General features: G+C 69.4%; 17 protein-coding genes. 11 read left to right on the top strand and 6 right to left on the bottom strand.

What is annotated here, in order from left to right; genetic code table 11:
• Nucleotides 1-18 precede the first annotated feature (18 nt).
• Genes AC50YC_RS06515 through hemL form a run of 4 tightly spaced genes read left to right on the top strand, consistent with a single transcriptional unit; the run spans nucleotide 19 to nucleotide 4,408 of the window.
• Nucleotides 19-978 (top strand): uroporphyrinogen-III synthase, encoded by a 960-nt coding sequence (locus AC50YC_RS06515; protein ID WP_494952735.1) that lies wholly within the window; start codon nucleotides 19-21, stop codon nucleotides 976-978.
• The gene (gene hemB / locus AC50YC_RS06510) at nucleotides 975-1,955 is read left to right on the top strand and encodes a porphobilinogen synthase (RefSeq protein WP_494952734.1); all 981 of its coding nucleotides are present in this window, start codon (nucleotides 975-977) and stop codon (nucleotides 1,953-1,955) included. Before AC50YC_RS06515 ends, hemB begins: the two co-directional genes overlap by 4 nt.
• On the top strand, nucleotides 1,955-3,058 hold the full coding sequence (locus AC50YC_RS06505; protein ID WP_494952733.1) for an LLM class flavin-dependent oxidoreductase: 1,104 nt from the start codon (nucleotides 1,955-1,957) through the stop codon (nucleotides 3,056-3,058). The genes hemB and AC50YC_RS06505 overlap by 1 nt, the downstream gene beginning before the upstream one ends.
• A gap of 18 nt (nucleotides 3,059-3,076) precedes the next feature.
• Entirely contained in the window at nucleotides 3,077-4,408 is a 1,332-nt protein-coding gene (gene hemL / locus AC50YC_RS06500; RefSeq protein WP_494952732.1) for a glutamate-1-semialdehyde 2,1-aminomutase, read from the top strand.
• Nucleotides 4,409-4,517: 109 nt separating this feature from the next.
• On the opposite strand, the gene AC50YC_RS06495 is transcribed toward hemL, so the two are convergent.
• The 4 genes from AC50YC_RS06495 to AC50YC_RS06480 form a co-directional block, all read right to left on the bottom strand.
• Nucleotides 4,518-5,255 carry an amino acid ABC transporter ATP-binding protein gene (locus AC50YC_RS06495; protein WP_354169641.1) on the bottom strand — a complete coding sequence of 246 codons (738 nt, stop codon included), beginning with the start codon at nucleotides 5,253-5,255 and terminating at the stop codon, nucleotides 4,518-4,520.
• The gene (locus tag AC50YC_RS06490; RefSeq protein ID WP_354169643.1) at nucleotides 5,252-6,016 is read right to left on the bottom strand and encodes an amino acid ABC transporter permease; all 765 of its coding nucleotides are present in this window, start codon (nucleotides 6,014-6,016) and stop codon (nucleotides 5,252-5,254) included. Before AC50YC_RS06490 ends, AC50YC_RS06495 begins: the two co-directional genes overlap by 4 nt.
• Nucleotides 6,017-6,019: 3 nt before the next feature.
• Complete coding sequence (locus AC50YC_RS06485; RefSeq protein ID WP_494952771.1) at nucleotides 6,020-6,955, bottom strand: substrate-binding periplasmic protein; 936 nt, start codon at nucleotides 6,953-6,955, stop codon at nucleotides 6,020-6,022.
• A 372-nt stretch (nucleotides 6,956-7,327) separates the two neighbouring features.
• Nucleotides 7,328-8,038 carry a 3'-5' exonuclease gene (locus tag AC50YC_RS06480; protein WP_494952731.1) on the bottom strand — a complete coding sequence of 237 codons (711 nt, stop codon included), beginning with the start codon at nucleotides 8,036-8,038 and terminating at the stop codon, nucleotides 7,328-7,330.
• Nucleotides 8,039-8,191: 153 nt separating this feature from the next.
• Between AC50YC_RS06480 and AC50YC_RS06475 the strand changes: the two genes are divergently transcribed.
• The 3 genes from AC50YC_RS06475 to AC50YC_RS06465 are packed head-to-tail and all read left to right on the top strand — an operon-like array spanning nucleotide 8,192 to nucleotide 15,542.
• Entirely contained in the window at nucleotides 8,192-8,608 is a 417-nt protein-coding gene (locus AC50YC_RS06475) for an MGMT family protein (RefSeq protein ID WP_494952730.1), read from the top strand.
• On the top strand, nucleotides 8,605-11,997 hold the full coding sequence (locus tag AC50YC_RS06470; RefSeq protein WP_494952729.1) for an ATP-dependent helicase: 3,393 nt from the start codon (nucleotides 8,605-8,607) through the stop codon (nucleotides 11,995-11,997). Before AC50YC_RS06475 ends, AC50YC_RS06470 begins: the two co-directional genes overlap by 4 nt.
• On the top strand, nucleotides 11,994-15,542 hold the full coding sequence (locus tag AC50YC_RS06465; RefSeq protein ID WP_494952728.1) for an ATP-dependent helicase: 3,549 nt from the start codon (nucleotides 11,994-11,996) through the stop codon (nucleotides 15,540-15,542). The genes AC50YC_RS06470 and AC50YC_RS06465 overlap by 4 nt, the downstream gene beginning before the upstream one ends.
• Here the strand turns inward: AC50YC_RS06465 and AC50YC_RS06460 are convergent.
• Nucleotides 15,539-16,999: a macrolide 2'-phosphotransferase gene (locus tag AC50YC_RS06460; RefSeq protein ID WP_494952727.1), complete on the bottom strand. Its 1,461-nt coding sequence runs from the start codon at nucleotides 16,997-16,999 to the stop codon at nucleotides 15,539-15,541. The two genes, AC50YC_RS06465 and AC50YC_RS06460, sit on opposite strands and share 4 nt — an antisense overlap.
• 189 nt (nucleotides 17,000-17,188) lie before the next feature.
• Here AC50YC_RS06460 and nudC point away from each other — a divergent pair, with 189 nt between their 5' ends.
• The 3 genes from nudC (at nucleotide 17,189) to AC50YC_RS06445 (ending at nucleotide 21,180) form a co-directional block, all read left to right on the top strand.
• Entirely contained in the window at nucleotides 17,189-18,256 is a 1,068-nt protein-coding gene (gene nudC / locus AC50YC_RS06455) for an NAD(+) diphosphatase (RefSeq protein WP_494952726.1), read from the top strand.
• Nucleotides 18,257-18,406: 150 nt separating this feature from the next.
• Entirely contained in the window at nucleotides 18,407-20,548 is a 2,142-nt protein-coding gene (locus AC50YC_RS06450; RefSeq protein ID WP_494952770.1) for an ATP-dependent DNA helicase UvrD2, read from the top strand.
• The gene (locus AC50YC_RS06445; RefSeq protein ID WP_494952725.1) at nucleotides 20,548-21,180 is read left to right on the top strand and encodes a M48 metallopeptidase family protein; all 633 of its coding nucleotides are present in this window, start codon (nucleotides 20,548-20,550) and stop codon (nucleotides 21,178-21,180) included. The genes AC50YC_RS06450 and AC50YC_RS06445 overlap by 1 nt, the downstream gene beginning before the upstream one ends.
• 139 nt (nucleotides 21,181-21,319) lie before the next feature.
• Here AC50YC_RS06445 and AC50YC_RS06440 read toward each other — a convergent pair whose 3' ends face one another.
• Nucleotides 21,320-22,798 (bottom strand): zinc-dependent metalloprotease, encoded by a 1,479-nt coding sequence (locus AC50YC_RS06440; RefSeq protein ID WP_494952724.1) that lies wholly within the window; start codon nucleotides 22,796-22,798, stop codon nucleotides 21,320-21,322.
• 236 nt (nucleotides 22,799-23,034) lie between these two features.
• On the opposite strand from AC50YC_RS06440, the gene AC50YC_RS06435 reads away from it, so the two are divergent.
• On the top strand, nucleotides 23,035-24,183 hold the full coding sequence (locus AC50YC_RS06435; RefSeq protein ID WP_494952723.1) for a YlbL family protein: 1,149 nt from the start codon (nucleotides 23,035-23,037) through the stop codon (nucleotides 24,181-24,183).
• Nucleotides 24,184-24,330: the final 147 nt, after the last annotated feature.

Genomic DNA, 24,330 nt, shown 5'->3' with positions numbered 1-24,330 from the left:
GGCGGAATCCATCAGGTCATGGGACGGCACAGCGGCCGCAACGACACGGACGGCCAAGTTGTGATGAGGGTGCCCGAGGGCGCCCGGGTTCTCGTCGCGCGCAGCCCGGACCGTGCCGGGGATCTGGTTGCCGCCCTGCGCAAGGCGGGCGCCGATCCGCTCCTGCTGCCGCTCATCGACTTTGAGCTCGCCAGTGACCAGCACTCCCTGGATGTCGCCTTCGACGCCCTCGGCGCCGGGGCCTACGGCTGGCTCGTGGTCAGCAGTGTGACCACGGTCCAGGCGCTCGAGGCCAAGGCCGCCGAGCGGGGGACCACGCTCAGCAGCTGGTTGCCAGGCAGCCTCCTCGTGGCCACGATCGGGCCCGCGACACGCCGTTTCCTCGAATCCCGGGGAGTTGCCGTCGATCTGGCGCCCACGGGGCAGCAGTCCGGCGCGGGACTGATCGACATCTGGCCCGAACACCAGGGCAGCGTCCTGCTGCCCCAGGCCGACATCGCCGACCCCCGGCTCCGCCGCGGGCTGGAAGCACGGGGCGCCTTCGTGCAGGCAGTGACCGCGTACCGCACCGTGGATTACCCGGCCGACCCGGGCCGGAGCCTCGCCGCGTGCCAGCCCGCCATGCCCCACGGGCACAACGCAGCCGCCGGACCGCAGGGGGACCAGGCAGCCGCCGTCCTCACCCCCGAGCAGGCGAACACTGAAATCAGCGCCGGCCGGCTCGACGCCGTCGTCGCCGCTTCCCCCAGCGCGGCCCGGCGCATCCACCAGGACCTCGCCCCGCTGGGCGGCTGCCGCTTCGTCGCGATCGGACGGTCCACCGCCGCCGAGGCTGAGTCACTCGGCCTCACCGTCGCCGCCGTCGCAGAGGAACCGACCGCCTCCGGACTGGTCGCCGCCGTCGTCCGGTCCCTGGCAAGCCAGCCGTCCCCACCCCATCAGCCAGCCGCAGAGCCCACCGCAAAGGACACCGTATGAGCTTCCCGACCCACCGCCCCCGCCGGCTCCGCACCACCCCGGCCATGCGCCGGCTGACGGCCGAACACCGCCTCTCGGCCTCGGAACTCATTCTGCCCGCCTTCATCCGTGAAGGCCTGACCGAGCCGAACCCCATAGCCTCGATGCCCGGCGTGCAGCAGCACACCACGGACACCCTGAAGCGCGCCGCCAGCGAAGCCGTGGAGCTCGGCGTCGGCGGCATCATGCTCTTCGGAATCCCCGCCGTCCGCGACGCCGCCGGCACCGCCTCACTGGACCCCGACGGTGTGCTGAACAAGGCCATCAGGGACGTCCGCGCCGAGGTCGGGGACGAACTCGTCATCATGAGCGACGTCTGCCTGGACGAGTTCACCGACCACGGGCACTGTGGTGTCCTCGACGCCCACGGCTACGTGGACAACGACGCCACCCTCGAAATCTACGGACGGATGGCCGTGGCCCAGGCGGAGGCCGGCGCCCACGTGCTCGGCCCCTCCGGGATGATGGACGGCCAGATCGGCGTGATCCGGCAGGCCCTCGAGGATGCCGGCCACGTCAATACCGCGGTCGTCGCCTACGCCGCGAAATACGCCTCGGCCTTCTACGGGCCGTTCCGCGAAGCCGTGGATTCCCAGCTCAAGGGCGACCGCCGCACCTACCAGATGGACGCCGCGAACCGCCGGGAGGCGATCCTCGAAGTCGAGCTGGACCTCGCCGAGGGCGCCGACATGGTCATGGTGAAGCCTGCCATGAGCTACCTCGACATCCTCGCCGACGTCGCTGCCATGAGTCCCGTGCCGGTCGCCGCCTACCAGATCTCCGGCGAGTACTCGATGGTCGAGGCCGCCGCCGCCAACGGCTGGATCGACCGCCGGGCCGCGATCACCGAATCGGTGCTGGGCATCAAACGCGCCGGGGCCAACATGGTCCTGACGTACTGGGCAAGCGAACTCGCCGGCTGGCTGAAGGAGTCCTGATGGGCGCATCGACCGGCCTGGCCTCCGGGTCCAACCCCACTGCCCCCGTGGGCCCGGGGCGCATCCTGCTGGGCCTGAACACCTTCGGCGACGTCGGGGTCTTTCCCGACGGTCACCCCGTCCCGCATGCCCAGGTGCTGCGTCAGTTGCTGGAACAGGCCGAACTGGCGGACGAAGTGGGTCTTCATGCCTTCGGGGTGGGGGAGCACCACCGCCGCGACTTCGCGGTATCCGCCCCCGAGGTGTTCCTCGCCGCGGCCGCCGCCCGGACCCGGGGGATCCGGCTCGGCTCGGCCGTCACCGTGCTGAGCTCCGATGACCCCCTCCGCGTGTTCCAGCGCTTCGCCACCGTGGACGCCCTCTCCAACGGCCGGGCCGAGGTCATGCTGGGCCGCGGTTCCTTCATTGAGTCCTTCCCGCTCTTCGGCCTCGACCTGGCCGACTACGAGGTCCTGTTCGAGGAGAAGCTTGAGCTCTTCGACAAGGCCCGCGCCCAGAAGCCCATCCACTGGGAAGGCCGCACCCGTCCGGCCATCAACGGGCTCAGCGTCTACCCGCCGCTGGAACACCACCTGCTGCCGGCCTGGATCGGGGTCGGCGGGACGCCCGAATCGGTGCTCCGCTGCGCCGAATACGGTTACCCGATCATCTTCGCGATCATCGGCGGACAGCCCCGGTCCTTCGCCCCGCTGGCGAACCTCTACCGCGAGGCGATGGCGAAATACGGCCACCCGATGCAGCAGATGGCCACGCATTCACCCGGCCATATCGCCGAGACCGACGAGGAGGCGCGGGAGGAGTTCTTCCCGCACTGGCTCGGCCAACGCAACCTGATCGGCGCCGAGCGCGGCTGGGGCCCGGGCAACCGGGCAGAGTTCGACGCCATGTGCACCCCCGAGGGCGCCCTCTACGTCGGATCCCCGGACACCGTGGCTGCGAAGATCGCGCTGCTCAAGAAGAATCTGGCCGTGGACCGCTTCGACCTCAAGTACAGCAACGGCACCCTGCCGCACAAGGCGATGATGCGCTCGATCGAGCTGTTCGGCACGGAGGTGGCCCCCCGGGTGGCCACCCGGCTGGCCGCGGCCTCCCCGCAGAACTGAACTGAAAGAATAGGACTCATGACTTCCACCCACCCCCGCAACGAGGAACTCTTCGACCGCGCCCGCCAGCTGATGCCCGGCGGCGTGAACTCGCCCGTCCGTGCCTTCGGCTCCGTCGGCGGGACGCCGCGTTTTATGGTTTCCGCGAAGGGCCCGTACCTGACCGATGCCGACGGCGCCGAGTACGTCGACCTGGTTTGCTCCTGGGGCCCGGCGCTGCTGGGACATGCTCATCCGGCGGTCCTCTCCGCCGTGCACGCCGCGGTGGACCGCGGCCTGTCCTTCGGGGCGTCCACCCCGGACGAGGCCAACCTCGCGGCGATCGTCCAGGAACGCGTCCCCGCCGCCGAGCGCGTCCGCATGGTCTCCACCGGCACCGAGGCGACGATGACCGCCGTCCGGCTGGCCCGCGGCTTCACCGGCCGTGACCTCATCGTCAAGTTTGCCGGCTGCTACCACGGCCACCTGGACGGGCTGCTTGCCGCGGCCGGCTCCGGCCTCGCCACCCTGGCGCTGCCGGGCTCCGCCGGCGTCACGGCCGCCACCGCCGCCGAGACCCTCGTGCTGCCCTACAACGACCTCGCCGCCGTCGAGGCCGCCTTCGCCAAGCACGGCGACAACATCGCCGCCGTCATCACCGAGGCGGCCCCCGCGAACATGGGGGTAGTCACCCCGGGCGAGGGCTTCAACGCGGGTCTGGCCCGGATCACGCGCGAACACGGCGCCCTGCTGATCCTCGACGAGGTCCTCACCGGCTTCCGTACCGGGTACTCCGGCTACTGGGGACTCACCGGCGGTGCGGCCGACGCTGCCCAGCCGTGGACCCCGGACCTGCTCACCTTCGGCAAGGTCATCGGCGGCGGAATGCCGACGGCGGCCCTCGCCGGCCGCGCCGAGGTCATGGACTACCTCGCGCCGCTGGGCCCGGTCTACCAGGCGGGCACGCTGTCCGGGAACCCGGTGGCGATGGCCGCCGGCGTTGCGACCCTGACGCACGCCACCCCCGAGGTCTACTCCTTCGTGGACGCCCGCTCGCTGGAGCTCTCCGCTGCCCTGTCGGCGGCCCTCGAGACGGCAGGGGTGGACCACTCGATCCAGCGTGCCGGGAACCTGTTCTCGGTGGCCTTCGGCACCTCCCTCCGGGGCGTGCACAACTACGACGACGCCCAGGGCCAGGAAGTGTTCCGCTACGCGCCGTTCTTCCACTCCATGCTGGACTCCGGGGTGTACCTGCCGCCGTCGGTCTTCGAAGCCTGGTTCCTGTCCGCAGCGCACGACGACGCCGCGATGAACCGGATCTTCGACGCCCTGCCGGCCGCCGCCAAAGCCGCGGCCGCCGCAAAAGCCTAAACGGCGAAGGCTGCACAGCCGCGGCCGGCAGGTTTCCGGCGTCGTCGTTAAACACTGAGGGCACCCGCCGCGGCGGGTGCCCTCAGTGTTTAAGCTGCAGTTCTGCGGATTACAGGACGTCCGAGAGGAAGCCCTGGAGCCGTTCCGTCTGCGGGTTCGTGAAGAGCTGTTCCGGCGGACCGGATTCCACAACGACACCGGCGTCCATAAAGGTAACGGTGTCCGAGACGTTGCGGGAGAACCCCATCTCATGCGTCACCACAACCATGGTCATGCCGCCCTTGGCGAGGTCGGCCATCAAAGCCAGCACGCCCTTGACGAGCTCCGGGTCGAGGGCCGAGGTGGCCTCGTCGAAGAACATCACTTCCGGTTTCATGGCCAGCGCCCGCGCGATCGCCACCCGCTGCTGCTGCCCGCCGGACAGGTTGGCCGGACGGGCGTCCGCCTTGTGCTTGAGGCCTACGAGGTCGAGCTGCTCGAGGGCCTCGGCCCGCGCCTGATCGGCCGGGAGTTTGCGCAGCTTGCGCAGCGCGAGGGAGACGTTGTCCACCACGGTCTTGTGCGGAAACAGGTTGAACTGCTGGAACACCATGCCGATGCGCTGGCGCAGTTCATCCGGATTGTCCTTGAGGACCGACCGCCCGTCCAGCAGGATGTCGCCCTGGTCCGGTTCGATCAGGCGGTTCATCACCCGCAGGAGAGTGGACTTGCCGGAACCGGACGGGCCGATCACCGACGCGGTGGTGCCCTTCTCCACATGCAGGTCAATGCCGCGGAGAACGTGGTTGGATCCGAAGGACAGGTGCAGGTTCTTGCCGGTCAGCGAGCCGGAGGCGAATTCGCTCATGGCTGTGCTCCCTTCCCGATCAGGGCCGCGGCGTCGTCCGGCTGCTTCTTCTCCGGACGGCCGGTGCGCAGGCGGTTGTCGATGTAATTGACCAAGTGGGTGAGGGGAACGGTCAGCACGAGGTACAACGCAGCAGCAGCGATCAGGGGGGAGAGGTTCCCCGTATTGGCCGCCGCGTCGTTGCCGATGCGGAAGATCTCCCGCTGGCTGGCGAGAAGACCCAGCAGATAGATCAGGGACGAGTCCTTGATCAGCGAAATGAACTGGTTCACCAGGGCCGGCAGCACGCGGCGGACGCCCTGCGGGATCACCACAAGACTCATCGAGGAGTTGTAGCTGAACCCCAGCGCCCGGGACGCTTCGAGCTGGCCCTTTTCCACGCTCTGGATGCCGGAGCGGAAGATCTCACCGATGTAGGCCGAAGCCATCAGGGTCAGGGCCAGGATGCCGAGCGGGAACGGGTTCGTGGATCCGGTCAGCTGCCGGATGATGGGCCCGAGCCCGATTCCGATGAGCAGGATGACCACAATGGCCGGTACGCCGCGGAAGACATCCGTGTAAATTCTGGACAGCCAGCGCAGCACGGTGTTGCGGGACGTGCCCATGATGGCCAGGATCATGCCCAGGATGCACCCGAGCACGCCCGAGGAAACCGCCAGGATCAGGGTGTTGGGCAGACCAACCGTGAGCATGGACGGTACGACAGCTGCCATCGCCTCCCAGTCAAAAAAGGTCTTTGCGAGTTGATCGAGTGCATCCATGGACTAGGACTTCGGGACGATAACAGCCTTGGAACCCGGGGACCACGTGTCCGGGGTTTCGCGGTCCGGGTACCATTCCTTGGTCAGCTTGGACCAGGTGCCATCGGCAATCACGGCGTCGAGGCCCGAGTTGAGGGCATCGATGAGTGCCTTGTTGTCCGAGTTCACGGCGTAGGCGGTGAAGTTCTGGGTGTTCACAACGGACTCGGCGATGACCGTGCCGTCGCCTTCCTTGACCTGGCCGGTGGCCTGCTGGGACGGAGCGACCCACGCGTCCACCTGGCCGTTCTTGAGGTTGGCGTAGGCGGTGTTGTAGTCCTCAAAGCGGACCGGCTCGATCTGCAGGGTGTTGGTGACGTAATCATCCTGCACCGTGCCCTGGACGACCGCGATGCGGGTGTCCTTGGTCAGGTCCTTGAAGCCCTTGACCTTGTCATCCTCTTTGGCGACAACGGCCATGTAGCCGAAGTCGTAGCCGTTGGTGAATCCGACCGTCTTGCGCCGGGCGTCCGTGGTGGAGATGGAGGAGGATCCGAGGTCGAACTGCTTGTTCTGGACCTGGGAGAGCAGCGACGCGAAGCCGGTGGCCTTGAACTCGACCTCGAGGTCAAGCTTTGCCGCGATCGCGCGCAGCAGCTCGTTGTCGTAGCCGGTGAACTTGCCGGTCTCGTCGATAAAGATGTTCGGCGGGGCGTCCGAGAGGGTTCCGACGGTGAGGGTTCCCTCGCTCAGCAGGCCGAGCTGGGACTTGTCGATCTGGTCCAGGGGGGTGACGTCCGCGGTCGTGTACTTGTCCAGGGAAGTCTGGTCGCTGCCAGCGAGGGCATCGGTGGGCGTTCCGCTCGGGGCGGCCGCTCCGCCGCCGCACGCGGCCAGCGAGACGGCAACGGCGATCGCTACAGGAACCGTTGTCAGCCACTTCATGGCTTTGTTTTTCATCACGCAATCACTTTCATCGGACATTATTGGGAGTCGGGGGCCGCGGCACGCCCCGGGCCTCGGCGCTTCTGCGCAGGCAGGGGCAGGCAAGCCTGCGAAATATAATTGTTTCACCTGGCGCCAAGGCTGCATGAATCCGAATTAGTGCGCGGTGATGTCCGTCGCGACCGAATCCTCTTCAAGCGTGCGGTCAATCGTCAGCGATCTGGGCACCGCAGAAGGGGCGGGGCGGAATGATTGCCGGAGGTAGCTCTGGCCGCCGGCAGGACCCGGATATGTGAGTTACGTCGCAAACGCTGGAAATGCAGGCCGCGGAGGCCTACTTACAGGCACAAAGTGCCCGAAGGTTTCGTTTTAAGAAGCCGTGCCGCCCTAGAAGTCCCCGCGGCTGGCGTCCTCGGGCGGCAACACCGGCCAGTCGCCTTCGATCACGGCGGCGGGCTTGGTCTTGCGCAGGTAGCTCTGGAAATCGGAGGCCTGGGCGGAGGCCCACTCGATCTGGAGCTGGTGCAGGTGGCTCGCCGGCATCCGAAGCTTGGGGAACTTCCCGGCCATGGCGTCGAGCATGCGCAACGTGGCCAGGGCGTCGGCTGCCGACGTGTGGGCGTTGTCCAGGTTCACCCCGTACTCCTCGCAGAGGGCGGTGAGGGTGCGCTTGCCCTTGCGGTACCGGTCCACCTGCTTATTCATGATGTACGGATCCAGTACCGGGAAGCGGGACAGCTGCGGCACACCGTAACGGGCCGACTCAGCAGCGAGCACGGTGAAGTCGTAGCTGGCGTTGAAGGCGATGACCGGCACACCGGTGTCGAACAGATCCTGCAGCGCCGCGGCGACCTCCCGCACCACGTCCGCGGCAGGACGGCCCTCGCTGCGGGCCCGCTCTGTCGTGACGCCATGAATGTCGCTGGCCTCCGTCGGAATCTCGACCCCGGGATCGGCGAGCCATTCGTGTTCCTTCACGATCCCACCCTCGGCATCCACTACGGTGATGGACGCCGTGACGATCCGCGCGGAGCGGGAATTCCGCCCGGTGGTTTCAAGGTCGAAGGCTGCGCGGGGGAGGGTGTTCCAAGTGCTCATGTTTCAACGCTACCTGCTGCCACCGACACAAATGCGCCACCACCCCGCGGCCAGGTCCGCGTCACTTGCGTCCTGTCTAAGAACGCCCGCGAGGCCGACGGGCGTTCCGTTCCGGCCGCCCCCCTCCAGCGCCCCGGCCGCTAGGCTTGTGTCATGCGGATGGAGTATGTGGAGGCGGTGCTGGACGTGGTGGCGTTGATACCCGCCGGCGCCGCGGTGGCGTACGGTGACGTCGCTGAGCTCCTCGGCTCCGGCGGCGCCCGGCAGATCGGCTCCGTCATGAGCCACCACGGCAGCTCCGTGCCCTGGTGGCGGGTCCTGAAGGCCAGCGGTGACGCGCCCCCGGGGCACGAACGTGAGGCCCTCACCCTGTACATCCTGGAAGGGACCCCGCTGCTGGGAAATTATGCCGAGTACCTCCGAACCGGCGAGGGACGCTGGCGCGTGGACCTGATGGCCGCCCGCTGGGCACCGAGCAACGGTGAGTTTGACCGGATTGACGCCGTGGCCGAGCGGCTGGAGCGGTCCTTGCGCAAACTGTCGGCCCCGGATGATGAAATGACTGTGTGAGCATCCCGAGCAACAACCCCGAGTCCCGCCAGCCCACATCGACACAGCCCACCTCACCACAGACCGCATCCCCCCAGCCTGCCACCGGGAGGCCCGCCAAGGGCGGGCAGCGCCCCGCCAGGGCGGCTTCCGGCTCCGCACTTCGCCTGCTGCCTCCGCGCACGCTGCACAACGCGGTGCCCGTGCTGACGGCGGACCAGCTCGCCGCCGTCGACGTCCCGCGCGGCTCCGGCCCGGTCCTGGTCCCCGGAGCGCCAGGGACGGGCAAATCGACCGTGCTCGTCGAGGCCGCCGTCCGGCGGGCGCAGCGGGACGGCATCGATCCCGAACGGATGCTCATCCTCGCCCCGGGACGCCTCGCCGCGGACTCGCTCCGCGACCGCTTCACCGCGCGCCTGGACCGCAGTTTGAGCACGACGCCGGCCCGCACCTGGGCGTCGTACGCCTTCGACCTGATCCGGCGTGCCAAGGCCGAAGGGATCCTGCCGTTGCCGCGGCCGCCGAAACTCCTCTCCGGCCCGGAACAGGACCTGATCATCAAGGAGCTCCTCGAAGGCCACGCGCAGCCCGGACTCGAGCTGCCCTGGCCGGAGGACCTGGGCGCTGCCCTGCAGACCCGGGGGTTCCGGCAGGAAGTCCGCCAGCTTTTTGACCGGATCATCGAATCCGGGCGGACCGCCGAGGATCTTGTGGTCCTCGCCCGGCGCTGCCACCGGCCGGACTGGGTGGCGGCGGCCGCGCTGTATGCGGAGTACCGCGACGTCCTGGACCTGCGTATGCCCGAGTCCTTCGACCCGGCCGGCATCATCACCGCAGCCCGGCAGATCTTCCAGGACGAACCGGACTTCCTCGCCGCCGAACGCGACAGGCTCCAGCTGGTGCTGGTGGACGACATGCAGGAAGCCAACCCTGCCGTGTTCGAACTGCTCGCGGACATCGCCGCGGGCAAGGAGGCCCTCATTACCTCATCGCCGGACACCGTGGTCCAGGGGTTCCGCGGCGCCCGCCCGGACCTGGTGGCCGAGCTTCCCCGGCTGCTCGCCCCAACCGGCGGCACCGTCCTCGAACGGCCGCTCTGGACCGCCCACCGCCACACCCCGGCGGTGGCGGACGCCTGGCTGTCCGTCGCCGGACGGATCTCCAGCCGAGCCGGCGGGCAGTCCGCCCGCCGGCTCGAACAGCCTAGGAACCCGGGCACCACCGGCGGCACTGTCGAAGCGCACCTGCTGCCCTCGCCGGTGCACGAACTGCGCTACGTGGCGCAACGGATCCTTGAGGCCCAGCTCAATGACGGCCGCGAACTCGGTGACATCGCCGTGATCGTCCGGAACGGCGGCCAGCTCAGCCAGCTGCAGCGCTACCTCGCAGGCCAGGGCATCCCGGTCCGGATCCCGGTGGCCGAATCCGCCGTCCGTGACGAGGTCGCCGTCCGGCCGTTGCTGGACGCCTACGCCGTGGTCCTGGACCCGGCGGTGCTGACCCCCGAGGCGGCCGTGGCGCTGCTGACCTCCCGGATCGGCGGGTCCACCGCGATCGAGCTGCGGCGCCTGCGCCAGTCCCTGCGCCGGGAGGAAATCCTGGGCGGCGGCGGCCGCACCAGCGACGTACTCCTCGTCGAGGCGCTGCTGGAACCGGGTGCGCTGGCGACCCTGGGCATTGAAGGGCAGTCAGCGCGCCGGATCGCCCGGATGATCCAGGCCGGCCGGGACGCTGCCCAGGCTCCCGGGGGCAACGCCGAAACGGTGTTGTGGGCGCTCTGGAATTCCACCGGCCTCGCCGCCCGCTGGACCGAGGCGGCGCTGGCCGGCGGATCGGCCGGGGCCCGGGCGGACCGGGACCTCGATGCCATGATGGCCCTCTTCCACACCGCCGAGCGCTTTGTGGACCAGCTCCCCGGGTCCGGACCCGAGCAGTTCCTCGAGTACCTGCTCAGCCAGGAACTCCCGATGGACACCCTCGCCGCACGGGCCCAGCTGGAGGACGCGGTGGAACTGATGACCCCGGCCAGCGCCGCCGGCCGGGAATGGCCCGTGGTCATCGTCCCCGGCCTGCAGGAAGGCGTGTGGCCCAACACCAGGCTCCGCGGCGAACTGCTCGGCAGCACGCTGTTCGCGGACGCCGTCGAGCACGGCGTGGAATACGCCCTGCAGCTGGATCCCCTCAGCCGGCTGCGCGAAATCCGCTATGACGAGCTGCGCAGCTTCTCCACCGCGGTGTCGCGGGCACAGCAGGTGCTGATCTGCACCGCTGTGTCCTCGGAGGACGAGCAGCCGTCCTCGTTCCTGGACTACGTCGCGCCGCTGGGCCCGGACCGGGACCGGCGCGGCTTCACCCCGGTGGAGCGTCCGCTCACCCTGCGCGCACTGGTCGCCGAGCTGCGCCAGTACGCCCAGCTCGACTCCGGGACCCCTGAAGCCCAGGAAGCCAGCGCCGTCCTCGGCGCCCTGGCCGCCGCCGAGCCGCCCGTGCCCGGAGCGCACCCCGCGAGCTGGTGGGGCCTTGCGCCGCTGTCCACGGACGAGCCTGTCGTTCCGCCCGGCGGCACCGTGTACGTCTCGCCGTCGAAGGTGGAAACCGTGCAGAAATCGCCGCTGGACTGGTTTGTCCAGGCCGTCGGCGGGGAGGCCGCCACCGACTTCGCCCGCAGCCTGGGCACCCTTGTCCACGCCATCGCGCAGGATCTCCCGGATGCCTCCGGCACCGAATACGTGACCGAACTCGTCCGCCGCTGGCCGGCGCTGGGGATGAAGGACAACTGGGAGGGCAAGCTGGACTTCCAGCGCGCCGAAACCATGGTCCGGAAGCTCGCCCAGTACGTGCTGGTGATGCGCAGCGAAGGCCGGTCCCTGGTCGGCGTCGAGCTGGACTTCGAAGTCAAACTCCCGGACGTTGTAGCCCCGGCCGGAAGCACCGGTGCTGACGCCGGCCCGGACGGCGAGTCCTGGCCGGCCCGCCCGGCCGTGCTGCGCGGCCAGGTAGACCGGCTGGAGATCGACGCCGAGGGCCGGCTCGTCGTTGTGGACCTCAAGACCGGCAAACGGCAGCCGGGCAAGGCCGACCTCGAGCGGCATCCGCAGCTGGGCGCCTACCAGGCCGCAGTGCTGGCCGGAGGCTTTGCCGGTCCCGACGACGGCCCGCCCCCCTTACCCGGCGGGGCCGTCCTGGCCCAGCTCGGCACCACCACTAAAAGCCCGGGCATCCAGGCCCAGGCTCCCCTTGACCCGACGGAGAACTGGGCCCTGGGCATGGTCGGCGATGCCGCCCGGGTCATGTCCGGGAACACCTTCGAGGCCCGCCACGATCCGTCCAAGGGCGGCCACGGCGGCCACGGCTGCCGACTTCCCGAAGTCTGCCCGCTGTGCCTGCGGGGAAAGCAGGTTACCGAATGACCACCGAGGCAACTGCCGTCGTCGCGGACGGGGACGGAGCTGTGCCCGCAGCCCTTCCCGCGGCCCTTCCCGCCCCGCGGTTCACCCCCGAGGAGCTCTCGGCCCTGCTGGGCGAAAAAAACAGCCCCACGGCCGAGCAGTCGCGCATTATTTCCTCGCCGCTCTCACCCCGGCTCGTTATTGCCGGCGCTGGTTCGGGCAAGACCGCCACCATGGCCGATCGCGTGGTGTGGCTCGTCGCCAACGGTTGGGTCCGGCCGGAGGAAGTGCTCGGCGTGACCTTCACCCGTAAGGCGGCCGGGGAGCTGGCCACCCGGATCCGCGCGAAGCTGGCCGCGCTGCAGCGCATTGCCGCGGAGGACACGCAGAACCGGGTGTTCCCTCCCGGGCTGCTCAGCACCGACGCGCTCGAACCCAAGGTTTCCACGTACCACTCCTACGCCAGCGGGATCGTGTCCGACTACGGGCTCCGGCTCGGTGTTGAGCGTGACGTCGTGCTGCTCGGCGGCGCCCAGTCCTTCCAGCTCGCCAGCGAGGTCGTGGAAGCCTTCGACGGCGAGTACGAGCACTTCCGTTCCGCCAAATCCACCCTGGTCAAGGCAGTCATCCAGCTCGCCGGCGAGTGCGCTGAGCATCTCCAGGACCCGGCCGGGGTCCGGGGCTGGCTGCTGGACCGGGTGTCCGAGTTCGAGGCGCTGCCCTACCTCGCCACCGCCAAAAAGAACCCCAGCCAGGCCGTGGGCGAGCTCAGCGGGCTGCTGCGCACGCGGGCCAGCGTCGCGGAGATGGTGGGACGCTACGCGGACGCCAAGCGGGCCCGCGGCGCCCTCGACTTCGGTGACCTCGTGGCCCTCGCCGCCCGCGTCGCCAACGAGATCCCGGTCGCGGCGGAAACCGAACGCCAGCGCTACAAGGTGGTGCTGCTGGACGAGTTCCAGGACACCTCACACGCCCAGCTCGTGCTCTTTTCGCGGCTGTTCGGCGACGGCCACGCAGTCACCGCGGTGGGGGACCCCAACCAGTCCATCTACGGCTTCCGCGGCGCCTCCGCAGGCCAGCTCTTCCACTTTGTCCGCGAATTTCCGGTGCGGCTTGGGGCCGATGACGGCGCCGCGGGCGCTGACAACCCTGTCGCCGCCGCTGCCGGCCCTGCCGGTCCTGCTGGCACGGCGCGCTTTGCCGTTGCCCCGACGTCGTACCTCACCACGGCTTGGCGCAACGGCCGGACCATCCTCTCCGCCGCCAACGTCATTTCGGCACCGCTCAGCAAAGCCGCAGCGCTGACCGGCCCGGCCGGGGAGCGGGACACTGCCGGGGGTGTCGAGGTTCCGCCGCTGCAGCCCAGCCCGGCTGCGGTCCAGGGCCGTGTGGTGATGGGCCGTTTTGGCACCGATGAGGACGAGGCCGCGGCCATCGCGGGCGACGTGCTGAAGTTCCGGGTGACCGACTTTGGCGGGTCGGCGGCGGAGCCTGAGCCCCCCGCCATGGCGGTGCTGTGCCGCCGGCGCGCGCAGATGGAATGCGTCCGCCGGGAATTCGAGGTGCGCGGGATCCCGTATGAGATCGTCGGCCTCGGCGGTCTGCTGGATACCCCCGAGATCGTCGACCTGGTCGCGACCCTCCGGGTGCTGGCCGATCCGGGCCGCTCCGATTCGCTGATGCGGCTGCTCGCCGGGGCACGCTGGCGGATCGGACCCGCGGACCTGATGGCCCTGCGGGACTGGTCCAGCTTCCTCGCCCGGCGCCGCGGACGACCCGGGACTCCGGACGACGACACCGACGTCGGCGCGGAGGCGGCGGTGATCGAGGGCGACCTCACCGACGCCGCCAGCCTGGTCGAAGCCCTCGACTGGCTGCCGCGCGAAGGCTGGGCCTCTGCGCACGGCCGCCAGCTCAGCGCCGAGGCGCTGGAGCGGCTCCACCGGCTCTCGACGGAACTCCGGCAACTGCGCGGCTACATGGGCGATGATCTCACCACCCTGCTCGGCGAGGTGGAGCGGGCCATGCTGCTGGACATCGAGGTCTCGGCACGGCCCGGGATCAGCATTCATCAGGCCCGCCGCAACCTGGATGCCTTCCAGGACGCCGCCGCCGGGTTCCTGCACACCTCGCACCGGGTCGACGTGCTCGCCTTCCTGGCCTGGCTGGAGGCCGCGGCCGCCGAGGAGAACGGCCTGGACGCCGCCGCACCGGAAGTGAACCACGAAGCGGTACAACTGCTGACCGTGCACGCCTCCAAGGGCCTGGAGTGGGATGTGGTCTTCGTGCCCGGGCTCAACGCCGGGGCCTTCCCCAGCAGCCGGGACTCACGCTGGAGCAGCGGCAGCGCCGCCCTGCCCTGGCCGCTGCGCGGGGACCGCGCGGACCTGCCGCAATGGGACCTTGAACACCCCGACCAAAAAGGCTGGCTCGACGCCGAGAAGGAGTTCAAGTCCGCCGTGCAGGTTCACGGCGAGGCGGAAGAGCGGCGGCTGGCCTACGTGGCCTACACCCGCGCGAAACACGTGCTCTGGGTTTCCAGCGCAGCCTGGGTGGGCTCGCGCGCCGGGATGGCGGACATGTCGCCCTTCCTGGCCGAACTCGAGGTGCTCGTGGCGGACGGCGCCGCCACGATCCACCCGCAGTCCGTCAGTGAGGAATCACTGCCGGAGGAGAGCCCGCTGACCTCGGAACTGGAGGTCGCCGGCTGGCCGTATGACCCTCTTGAGGGGCCCCTCGATCCGCGTACCGGGTCCCGGTTGCGGCTGGTTCCCGGCCGGCGGGCGGCCATGCAGTCCGCGGCGGCACGGGTGTTGGCGTCCCTGGACTCCGACGTGCTGCAGGATGCCACCGCCGGGCCCGGATCGGATAAACGCCGGCCGTTGCGCAGCCCCGCCGGCGGCTGGGCTTACGAGGCCGCAACCCTGCTGGAACGCCGTTCCCGCCGGTCCGCGGTCCATGACGTGCACCTGCCGGGCCACATCTCCGCGTCCACCCTGGTGGATCTGGAGGCCGACGCCGGCTCGGTCGTCGCCCGGCTCCGCCGCCCGGTCCCGCGGGAACCGGGGATGTCGGCCCGCAAAGGCACCGCCTTCCACGCCTGGGTGGAGGAGTACTTCGGCGCCGCCGGCATGCTGGACCTCGGCGAGGCTGCCGGCTCCGACGACCACATCGACGAGGCGTACGGTCTGGACAACATGGTGGAGACTTTCCGGCAGTCGGAATGGGCGAACCGCGCCCCGGCCCACGTTGAGGTGCCGGTGGAGACCCGGATTGGTGACGTCGTGGTCCGCGGCCGGATCGACGCCGTCTTCCGCGACGCCGACGGCTGCTGGGACCTGGTGGACTGGAAGACCGGCCGCCGTCCGTCCGCCGCGCAGCTGAAGACCAAAGCGGTCCAGTTGGCCGTGTACCGGCTGGCCTGGGCCCGGCTCAAGGACGTCCCGCTCGACCAGGTCCGGGCGGCGTTCTACTACGTGGCGGACAACCAGGTGGTCCGCCCGCACGATCTGGGCTCAGCGGAGCGGCTGGAACAAATCGTGGCCACGGCCCTGGGGACCGGCTAGCGGGACTTTGCCTCGACCACCGTGAGAGCGGTCGTCGAGGTGTCGTCTGCCGGGTTCGCCGGGGCTCCCGCTTCGGCCGGGACCACCGTGTCGGTCCGGGCCTGCGCCCCTTCCTGGGCAGCGGCCGGGATGACGGCGATCGACTGGGTTGAGGTGTCCTCCTCGGAGGATTCCTGGCTGGCCGGCGCGTCGTCGGGTATCGCGGTCACGGAGACACCGGAAACCTGTGTGGGCGCCGGTTCAGAGCCTTCGCCGGATCTGTTGCTGTCAGCCGCGCTGCCATCCCCGGCCGCGCTGTCAGCCCGAGGCGCACGGTCATCTCCGGCCGATGCGAGCGGGATGGGCGTCACGTGGACGGCAGGCATCGCGGTGCTGGAGGGAACGGCGGCAAGGCCGGAGACCGAGTCCGGGGCCAGCAGTGTCACCTTGCTGACGGCAGGCACCGGCGCGTGGCCCGCAGCTGATGTCTGCTGCGCGTGGCCTGATGCGGGGCCGGGAGCAGGGGTGGGCTGGGGGAGCGGTTCAACGCTGATCGGCTGCCCGCCGTGCTCAGCGGCGTCCTCGGCGAGTGCGGTGAGCATGGACTCGGCCTCGTCGATCATGTCCTGGTTCCCGGTCGCGATGCCCTTAACCAGGTACTGCGCCAGGGCGAATTCGGCTGAGAGCGCCGCACGCCGCAGCAGATGGGCGTCCGGAACGTCGCGCCGGGACGAGGTGTAGTGCGCCAGGACGGCATCCACGAAGTCCTGGTCGTTGGACGCGACCAGCCAGGCCATGTCGTCGGCCGGGTCTCCGATCCGGAGATCGGTCCAACCCGTCACAGCCGTCACGCGGTCGCCGTCGACCAGCAGGTTGTCCTCATGAAGGTCCCCGTGGACCACACAGGGGTTGAAGCGCCAGAGGGAGACGTCCTCGAGGGCGTGTTCCCAGCGGCGAAGCAACAAGGGTGGAATCTTGCCGGTGGTGGCGGCCTGGTCCAGTTCGTTGAGGCGGCGCTGGCGGAACTCGTTCGGCGTATAGCTGGGCAAATCGGCATTGCTGACCAGCGAGTGCGGCAAGTCATGGATGGCCGCGAGGGCAGCGCCGATTTCGCGGGCAACAGCCGGCGATGCGGCGCCAAGCTCCTCCACCGAACGGGTCGAGCCTGCCAGATGCGAGTATACGAAGGTGCTGAGCGCGCCCTGCCGCACGGTACCGGCCACGGTGGGCATCAGGAAGGGCAGCTCTGCGCGGATGCCCGGGAGGAAAGCGCGCAGCACCAGGAATTCTGTTTCCAGCCGTGCGCTGGCCTCGGCGTGGCGCGGCGAGCGGACGCGCCAGCGCTTGCCTTCGGAGTCCAGGAGGAGGGCCGAGTCGAAGTCCGCCGGATCGTCGGGCGCTGAGCTGACGGCGGTCGGGGTCAGTCCGGGGACTGCCGCGGTTGCCACAGCTGCCAGTTCGATTGGTTTTCTTCTCACGCTTCCACGGTAGATTGAGCGGCGCCCAAGACGGCGATGCACCACGGCGAGTCTGAAAGATCGGGAATAAATTGCCCACGGGGCTCCGTTTCTGCGCCGTGCCCTGCCGCCGTCCGCGGGGCACGTGCGGATGCCCACATACGCCCGGGAGAAATGTCATTTGTCAGCGGGAGTCAGTACGGTGGGTACATGAGTCTTGCGGAGTCACCGGCGCCCAATAGCCAAGCCCAGGCGGGCACGTCAATCTCCCCGCACAACGGCCTGGCCGCCAACCATCTCCTGGACACTGTCCTCCCGGTGCGGCCGGCGCTCATAGACCGGGGATCCGCCGCGCGGCTCAAACCCGGGATGCTCGAGGAACTGATGGACTCCGGCGCTGCACGGGCCATGGTGCTGTCCGGCCGGCAGGCCCTCATCAACGGCAGCAGCCTGGTCCTGCTGGACGCCGTCGAACTCGCCCGGCACCTGCAGGACACGGCCTACGCCCCGGACCAGCTGATCTACCTGGGCTCCGCCCTGCCCGGCTCGGACCTTGAAGCGGGAACCGAACTGGTCCTCTTCATCCTGCCCCAGCAGTTCGAGGTCCAGGCCGAGGAATTCGAAGCCCACATTGCCGGCATCCCCGAGGGCGCGCAGTGGGCGGGTTTCCGTGATGTCGCGGCCACGCTGAACCCCACGGACACCGCGATCTTCATCGAGGCCAGCGCCATCGCCAACTGGCACGCCACGCACACGCACTGCCCCCGCTGCGGCACCGCCACCGCGCCCGAAGCCGGAGGCTGGGTCCGCAGGTGCCCCGCGGACGGCTCCGAGCACTACCCGCGAACCGATCCGGCCATCATCGTCACGGTGGTGGGCCCGGACGGCCGTTTGCTGCTCGGCGGCGGCGGCCTCCTTGATGCGCGGAACTATTCCACCCTCGCCGGGTTCGTCGAACCGGGGGAGTCGCTGGAACAAGCAGTGGTCCGGGAGATCGGCGAGGAAGTCGGCGTGCGGGTCACCGCCTGCCAGTACCTCGGGTCCCAGCCATGGCCGTTCCCGGCCTCCCTGATGCTCGGTTTCACCGCCACGACCGCCGACACCGAAGCCAGGCCCGACGGCGTCGAGGTTACGCGCGCGCGCTGGTTCAGCCGGAGCGAACTGCAGGAGGCAGTACTTAGCGGTGAGATTGTCATCTCCAGCAGGCTGTCCATCGCCCGGGCCCTGATCGAACACTGGTATGGCGGGGTCATCCGGGACCGCGCAGACAACCCGTAAGGCGCTCGTGACAACACGCAGCGGCAACCCCGCGCCGCGGACCGACCACCGCAGCGCATCCACCGCACACCCTCGAATGACTGAGCAGCAGACGTGAACACAGATATTTTCCACTCCAGCGCATTCCCGACCGGCCCGTCCAATGAGGGTGTGCCGGACGCCGACGCCGCGGCGCCGGACAACCGCTCCCTAGAGGAGCGCATCCTCGGTGGCCTCGACGCGGAACAGCGTGAAGTTGCCAGCACCCTGCAGGGCCCCATGTGTGTCCTCGCCGGCGCCGGCACCGGCAAGACCCGCGCCATCACGCACCGGATCGCCTACGGGGTGCACTCCGGTGTGTACAACCCGCAACGCCTCCTGGCCGTCACCTTCACGTCGCGGGCGGCGGCTGAAATGCGCAGCCGGCTCCGCGACCTCGGCGTCGGCAACGTCCAGGCCCGCACCTTCCACGCCGCAGCCCTGCGTCAGCTCCAGTTCTTCTGGCCCCAGGCCGTCGGCGGCGTCCTGCCCAACCTGCTGGACCACAAGGCCCAGATGATTGCCGAGGCGGCCCGGCGGCTGCGCCTCAGCACCGACCGGGCCTCGATCCGCGATCTGGCCTCCGAAATCGAGTGGGCCAAAGTGTCCATGTTGACCCCGGCCAACTATCTGGAAAAAGCCCAGGGCCGCGGCGCCCCGGGTGGCTTTGACCTCACCGCCGTCGCCCGCGTTTTCCAGTCCTACGAGGACGTCAAGACGGACCGGAACGTGATCGACTTCGAGGACGTCCTGCTGATCACCGTGGGCATCCTGCAGGAGGACCCGAAAGTCGCCGCGACCGTCCGCGAGCAGTACCGCCACTTCGTCGTCGACGAATACCAGGACGTTTCGCCGCTGCAGCAGCGGCTGCTGGAACTGTGGCTCGGCGGACGCGATGAGCTCTGCGTCGTCGGAGACGCCAGCCAGACCATCTACTCCTTCACGGGAGCCTCGCCGAAGCACCTGCTCGGCTTCAAGGCCCAGTACCCCGAGGCCACAGTCGTCAAGCTGATTCGCGACTACCGCTCCACCCCGCAGGTGGTGAGGCTGGCCAACGAACTGCTGGCCGGCCGGCGCAGCGGCGGACCCGTCGCCGACGCCGCCTGGGCGACGCCGCTGCAGCTCCTGGCGCAGCGCCCGGCCGGTCCGGTGCCGCAGTTCACCGAATGCTCCGACGACGAGGCCGAGGCCGCCACCGTGGCGGTCAAGGTCCGTGAGCTCCTCGACGCCGGTACTCCGGCCAGCCAGGTCGCGGTGCTGTTCCGCACCAACGGCCAGTCCGAGGCCTACGAGCAGGCCCTGGCCTCGGCGGGGATCGGCTACCAGCTGCGCGGCGGGGAACGGTTCTTCGCCCGCAAGGAAGTCCGGGACGCCATCCTGCAGCTGCGCGCCGCCACCCGGGCCGTCGCCGAAACCGCCAGCCCCGAGCCGCTGGGCCAGCTGGTCCGTGACATCGTCGCCTCGCTGGGCTACACGGACGCCGCCCCGCACAGCGGCGGCGCGCTCCGGGAACGTTGGGAATCCCTCGCAGCGCTCGTCGCACTGGCCGACGAACTGGTGATCAGCCGCGGCGCGCAGTTCAGCCTCGCGGACTTCGTCAACGAACTCCAGGAACGCTCCCTGGCCCAGCACGCCCCGACCGTCCAGGGCGTCACCCTGGCCTCGCTGCACGCCGCCAAGGGCCTCGAGTGGGACGCCGTGTTCCTCGTCGGCCTCAGCGAGGGGCTGATGCCGATCTCCTTCGCCGACAGCCCCGAGTCCGTGGATGAGGAACGCCGCCTGCTCTACGTGGGGATCACCAGGGCCAGGGAACACCTGTTCCTGTCCTGGTCCACCGCACGGACCCCGGGCGGGCGCGCCAACCGGAAGCCCTCGCGCTTCCTGGACGGGCTGCGCCCCGACTCCGTGGCCAGCTCCTCGGTCCGCGGCAAGGGCGCAGCCCCGCGTCGCAAAGCCGCTGTGCCGGCCATCTGCCGGGTCTGCGGCACCATGCTCACATCCGGCGCCGAACGCAAGGTGGGCCGCTGCAACCAGTGCCCGCCCAGCTACGAGGAGCAGACCTTCGACGCGCTCCGGCAGTGGCGCAAGGACATCGCGCTGGAAGCCGACGTTCCCGCCTTCGTGGTCTTCACCGACGCCACCCTGACCGCCATCGCCGAAGCCCGGCCCGAATCCCTCGAACAGCTCGCCAGACTTCCCGGGGTGGGCCCGTCCAAACTGGAGAAATACGGCGAAGCGGTGCTGGCAGTGCTGGTCGAAAGCACCACCCTCTGATGGCAGGACGCCCGGCAGCTGCCACAAACACACCGCTGACCACTGCCGACGGCGCTCCGGTGGAAGTACGGCGCTCCGCCCGGCGCCGCCGGACCGTGGCGGCGTTCTGGGAGAACGGCACCGCCGTCGTCGCTATTCCTGCCTCCTTCAGCCGCGCCCAGGAACGCGAGTGGGTGCACCGGATGCTCGAGAAACTGCGGCTTCAGGGGGAGCGGGGGACCCGCGGCGCCGGCAGGCGCCGTCCGCGCAGCGACGCCGCCCTCGCGGTGCACGCCGCCGAGCTCTCCGCGAAGTACCTCGGTGGCCGGGCAGTCCCCACCTCGGTCCGCTGGGTGGGCAACCAGAACTCCCGCTGGGGTTCCGCGACGCCGTCGGAGGGGACCATCCGGCTCTCGGACAAGCTGCAGCCCATGCCGCAGTGGGTCATCGACTACGTGCTGCTGCACGAGCTGGCGCACCTGCTGGTGGCCGGCCACAACGCCGCGTTCTGGCGGCTGCTCGAGGCCTACCCGGACACCGCCCGGGCCAAAGCCTTCCTTGAGGGAGTCTCCTTCGCCACGTCCCGGGGCCTCACCCCGGGCGTCGAGGACGATGACGTGGACGGCGTCGATGCGGACCCGCTGGCCGTCTGACCTTCCCACCTGCGGGGGGGCTTTCCGACCGACCCTTCCGGCCGGCGCAGCCGCCCGCGGCGCGCCGCGGGCGGGCGCCCGCGGCACAGAGAAGCCCCGGCCGGAACCGAGGTTCCAACCGGGGCCGGTGAGCAGTCAGCTAGGACTTGGGATTCTCCCCGTTGCCCGGGGCGCCGTCAGCTCCGGTCCCGCCGGTGTCTTCGCCCTTGTCTTCGCCCTTGTCTTCGACGGCTTCACCGGTGCCGTCGCCAGCCGCCGGGGCGTCCTCCTGCTCGTCGAATCCGCCGCTGAGCAGCTTCTGCAGGGCGTCGTCAACCTCGGAGTCGCTGGCCTCGGCCAGCTTCCGGCGGTCGCTGAAGCCTTTCGGGTCTTCCAGGTCTTCGGCGGTGGGCAACAGGTCGGGGTGCTGCCAGATCGCATCGCGGCCGTCGACTCCGCGTTCGTCCTTCAGCGCGGCCCAGAGGGCGGCGGCTTCACGGAGCCGGCGCGGCCGCAGTTCCAGACCCACGAGGGAGGAGAACGCGTGCTCGGCCGGTCCGCCGGTGGCGCGGCGGCGCCGCACCGTCTCACGCAACGCCGCGGCCGAGGGCAGCAGCTTCTCCGTGGCCGCCCAGCTCAGCTCATCGACCCAGCCCTCCACGAGGGCGAGGGCCGTCTCAAGCTTCTCCAGCGCCTGATCCTGCGCGGGAGTGCGCTGCGGCATAAAGACGCCCTGGGACAGGGCATCCTGGATGCCCTCCGGGTTGCCCGGATCGAGTTCGCGGGCGAGTTCCTCGATCTTCGAGGTGTCGATGTGGATGCCGCGGGCGTACGCCTCGATGGCGCCCAGGAGATGCCCCCGCAACCAGGGGACCTGCACGAACAGCCGGGCGTGGGCTGCTTCGCGGACGGCCAGGAACAGCCGGATGTCGTTCTCCGGCAGGCTGAGGCCCTCGCCGAACTTCGCCACATTGGAGGGCAACAGCGCCATTTCGAGGTCGGCGAGCGGGACGCCGATGTCCGTGGAGCTGACCACCTCGGCCGACAGGGCACCGATGGCCTGGCCCAGTTGCATGCCGAAGATCGCCCCGCCCATGTTCTGCAGCATTGAGGACGCGCCGCCCATCATGGACTTCATTTCCTCCGGCATCTGCTCGGTCATGGCGGTGGACAGCGCATTCGCGATGCTGTTGGCGACCGGTTCGGTCAGGCGCTTCCAGGTGCCGAGCGTCTCCTCGACCCACTCGGCCCGTGACCAGGCGCGGCCGATCAGGCCCGTGGCCGGCAGGCCGGTGACTTGATCCAGCCACAGTTCGGCGAGCCGGAGGGCTTCATCGACTTCGCGGGACTGCTGCGCCGTGACGGACGGGTCGGAGCCACTGGCGGCCACGCGCCGCGCGTTTTCGTGCGCCAGCTGCCAGTTCACGGGGCCTTCCGAGGAGGCGCTCATCATGGCCTGGACCTGGGAAAACATCTGGGCGAGGAGGTTCGGGTCGTCCGGGAGGCCCGCGGCCTTGGCCAGTTCCGCGGGGTCGATGTTCCCCATACCCTGGCCACCCATCAGGTTCTTCAGCATTTCTGCCAGCGGATCCTTGGGTTCCTCGTCGCCATTGGACGGATTAAGTGGGTTGGAGGTCATGATCCCGCCGATCGTCGGTGTGGCTGCTTCTGAGGTTCACGCTACCCCGCAGCCAGCGGGCTGTCTGCTGAAACCCCGCCACGTTCGCTCTAGGCAAAGAGCCCAGCCAGCAGCCGAGCGCGTAGTGTTAGAAACTGGAATATTGGCAGGCAGCAGCCGCGGCTCAGGGCGCGGGCGCGGTGCGCTGACCAGGGGGTCCGCATGGTCCCCGGGCGCCGGCACGGAGAGGTCCTTCATTGACGATTACGCAGGGTGAGCAGCCCGCCGGCGAGCCGGCGGGCGGCCAGTCCCGGGGCCGCAGGGCCCTCCTCCCCGGTTCAGGATCCGGCCAGAAGCAGGACAACCGCTCATCAGCCATGCTCGTCTCGGGTCTGCTGGCACTGGGGCTGGGCGTCACGGCCATGAGCCTGCCTGTCCCGTATGTCGTGGAATCACCGGGTCCGACGTTCAACACCCTGGGCAATGACAACGGCAATCCGGTCATCAGCGTCACAGGCCGCGAGAGCTTTCCCGCCAAGGGCAACCTGGACCTGACCACGGTCTACGTCGACGGCGGCCCCAACGGGCCGGTGACGGTCTTCGAGGCGTTCTCGGCCTGGCTCAGCGGCGCGAAGGCCGTCTATCCGGAGGAACTCGTCTTCCCCACCGGCGTGACCAAGGAACAGTCCCAGCAGGAAAGCGCCGTCGCGATGACCACGTCGCAGGAGAACGCCGTAGCCTCAGCCCTCCGGGAACTGGGGATCGCGTTCGAGCAGAAAATGCAGATCGCGGGCATCCCGGAGGGCTCCGCCTCCGCGGGCAAGCTCCAGGAAAACGACGTGCTGCTGTCCATCAACGGCAAGACGGCGACCGCGCTGAGCGTCGTCCAGGCTGAGCTGGCCGCCGGCAACGGTGCCCCGGTGGAGGTCGTCGTCGACCGTGATGGCAGCAACGTGACCGCCAGTATCACGCCGGCCAAGACCGAGGCAGGGCGGTTCATCCTCGGCGTCCTGCTGCAGTACCAGTTCAAGTTCCCCTTCGACGTCAAGATCTCCCTGGAGAAGGTAGGCGGTCCCAGTGCCGGGATGATGTTCGCCCTGGGCATCGTGGACACCGTCACCCCCGGCGACCTGACCGGCGGCAAGCATGTCGCGGGTACCGGAACCATCACCCCCGAGGGTCTTGTTGGGCCGATTGGCGGCATCAGCCAGAAGATGCACGGTGCGCGCTCCGGCGGCGCCACCCTGTTCCTGGCCCCGGCCGCAAACTGCGACGACGTCGTCGGTCATATTCCGGACGGTCTGCAGGTGGTTCGGGTCGAGAATCTGGCCGAGGCACGCAAAGCGGTCGAACTGGCCGCGTCCGGGGCCGACACATCCGGGCTTCCGGGTTGCTCCAGCAACTAGACTGACGGCGGAACTAAGATCCGCCGCCACTCGTGGCACTTATGACGGCTTCGCCGCCCTGTTGGGGCGGTGCCGGCGGTCGCTACGATGCAGCACTCCGAGTTCCTGCATCCAAGCACCGCACAGATAACTAAAAACCAGTAACTG

The sequence above is a fragment of the Pseudarthrobacter sp. MDT1-56 genome, assembly GCF_059383555.1.
This window is presented reverse-complemented; position numbering and strand designations above follow the sequence as displayed.

Bases quoted from the DNA above. Each gene is read 5' to 3' on its own strand.
- nudC (WP_494952726.1), top strand. From the start codon at position 17,189: ATGAGTCTTGCGGAGTCACCGGCGCCCAATAGCCAAGCCCAGGCGGGC.
- hemL (WP_494952732.1), top strand. From the start codon at position 3,077: ATGACTTCCACCCACCCCCGCAACGAGGAACTCTTCGACCGCGCCCGC.
- AC50YC_RS06495 (WP_354169641.1), bottom strand. From the start codon at position 5,255: ATGAGCGAATTCGCCTCCGGCTCGCTGACCGGCAAGAACCTGCACCTG.
- AC50YC_RS06515 (WP_494952735.1), top strand. From the start codon at position 19: ATGGGACGGCACAGCGGCCGCAACGACACGGACGGCCAAGTTGTGATG.
- AC50YC_RS06445 (WP_494952725.1), top strand. From the start codon at position 20,548: ATGGCAGGACGCCCGGCAGCTGCCACAAACACACCGCTGACCACTGCC.
- AC50YC_RS06505 (WP_494952733.1), top strand. From the start codon at position 1,955: ATGGGCGCATCGACCGGCCTGGCCTCCGGGTCCAACCCCACTGCCCCC.
- AC50YC_RS06475 (WP_494952730.1), top strand. From the start codon at position 8,192: ATGCGGATGGAGTATGTGGAGGCGGTGCTGGACGTGGTGGCGTTGATA.
- AC50YC_RS06465 (WP_494952728.1), top strand. From the start codon at position 11,994: ATGACCACCGAGGCAACTGCCGTCGTCGCGGACGGGGACGGAGCTGTG.
- AC50YC_RS06485 (WP_494952771.1), bottom strand. From the start codon at position 6,955: ATGAAAAACAAAGCCATGAAGTGGCTGACAACGGTTCCTGTAGCGATC.
- hemB (WP_494952734.1), top strand. From the start codon at position 975: ATGAGCTTCCCGACCCACCGCCCCCGCCGGCTCCGCACCACCCCGGCC.
- AC50YC_RS06490 (WP_354169643.1), bottom strand. From the start codon at position 6,016: ATGGATGCACTCGATCAACTCGCAAAGACCTTTTTTGACTGGGAGGCG.
- AC50YC_RS06480 (WP_494952731.1), bottom strand. From the start codon at position 8,038: ATGAGCACTTGGAACACCCTCCCCCGCGCAGCCTTCGACCTTGAAACC.
- AC50YC_RS06440 (WP_494952724.1), bottom strand. From the start codon at position 22,798: ATGACCTCCAACCCACTTAATCCGTCCAATGGCGACGAGGAACCCAAG.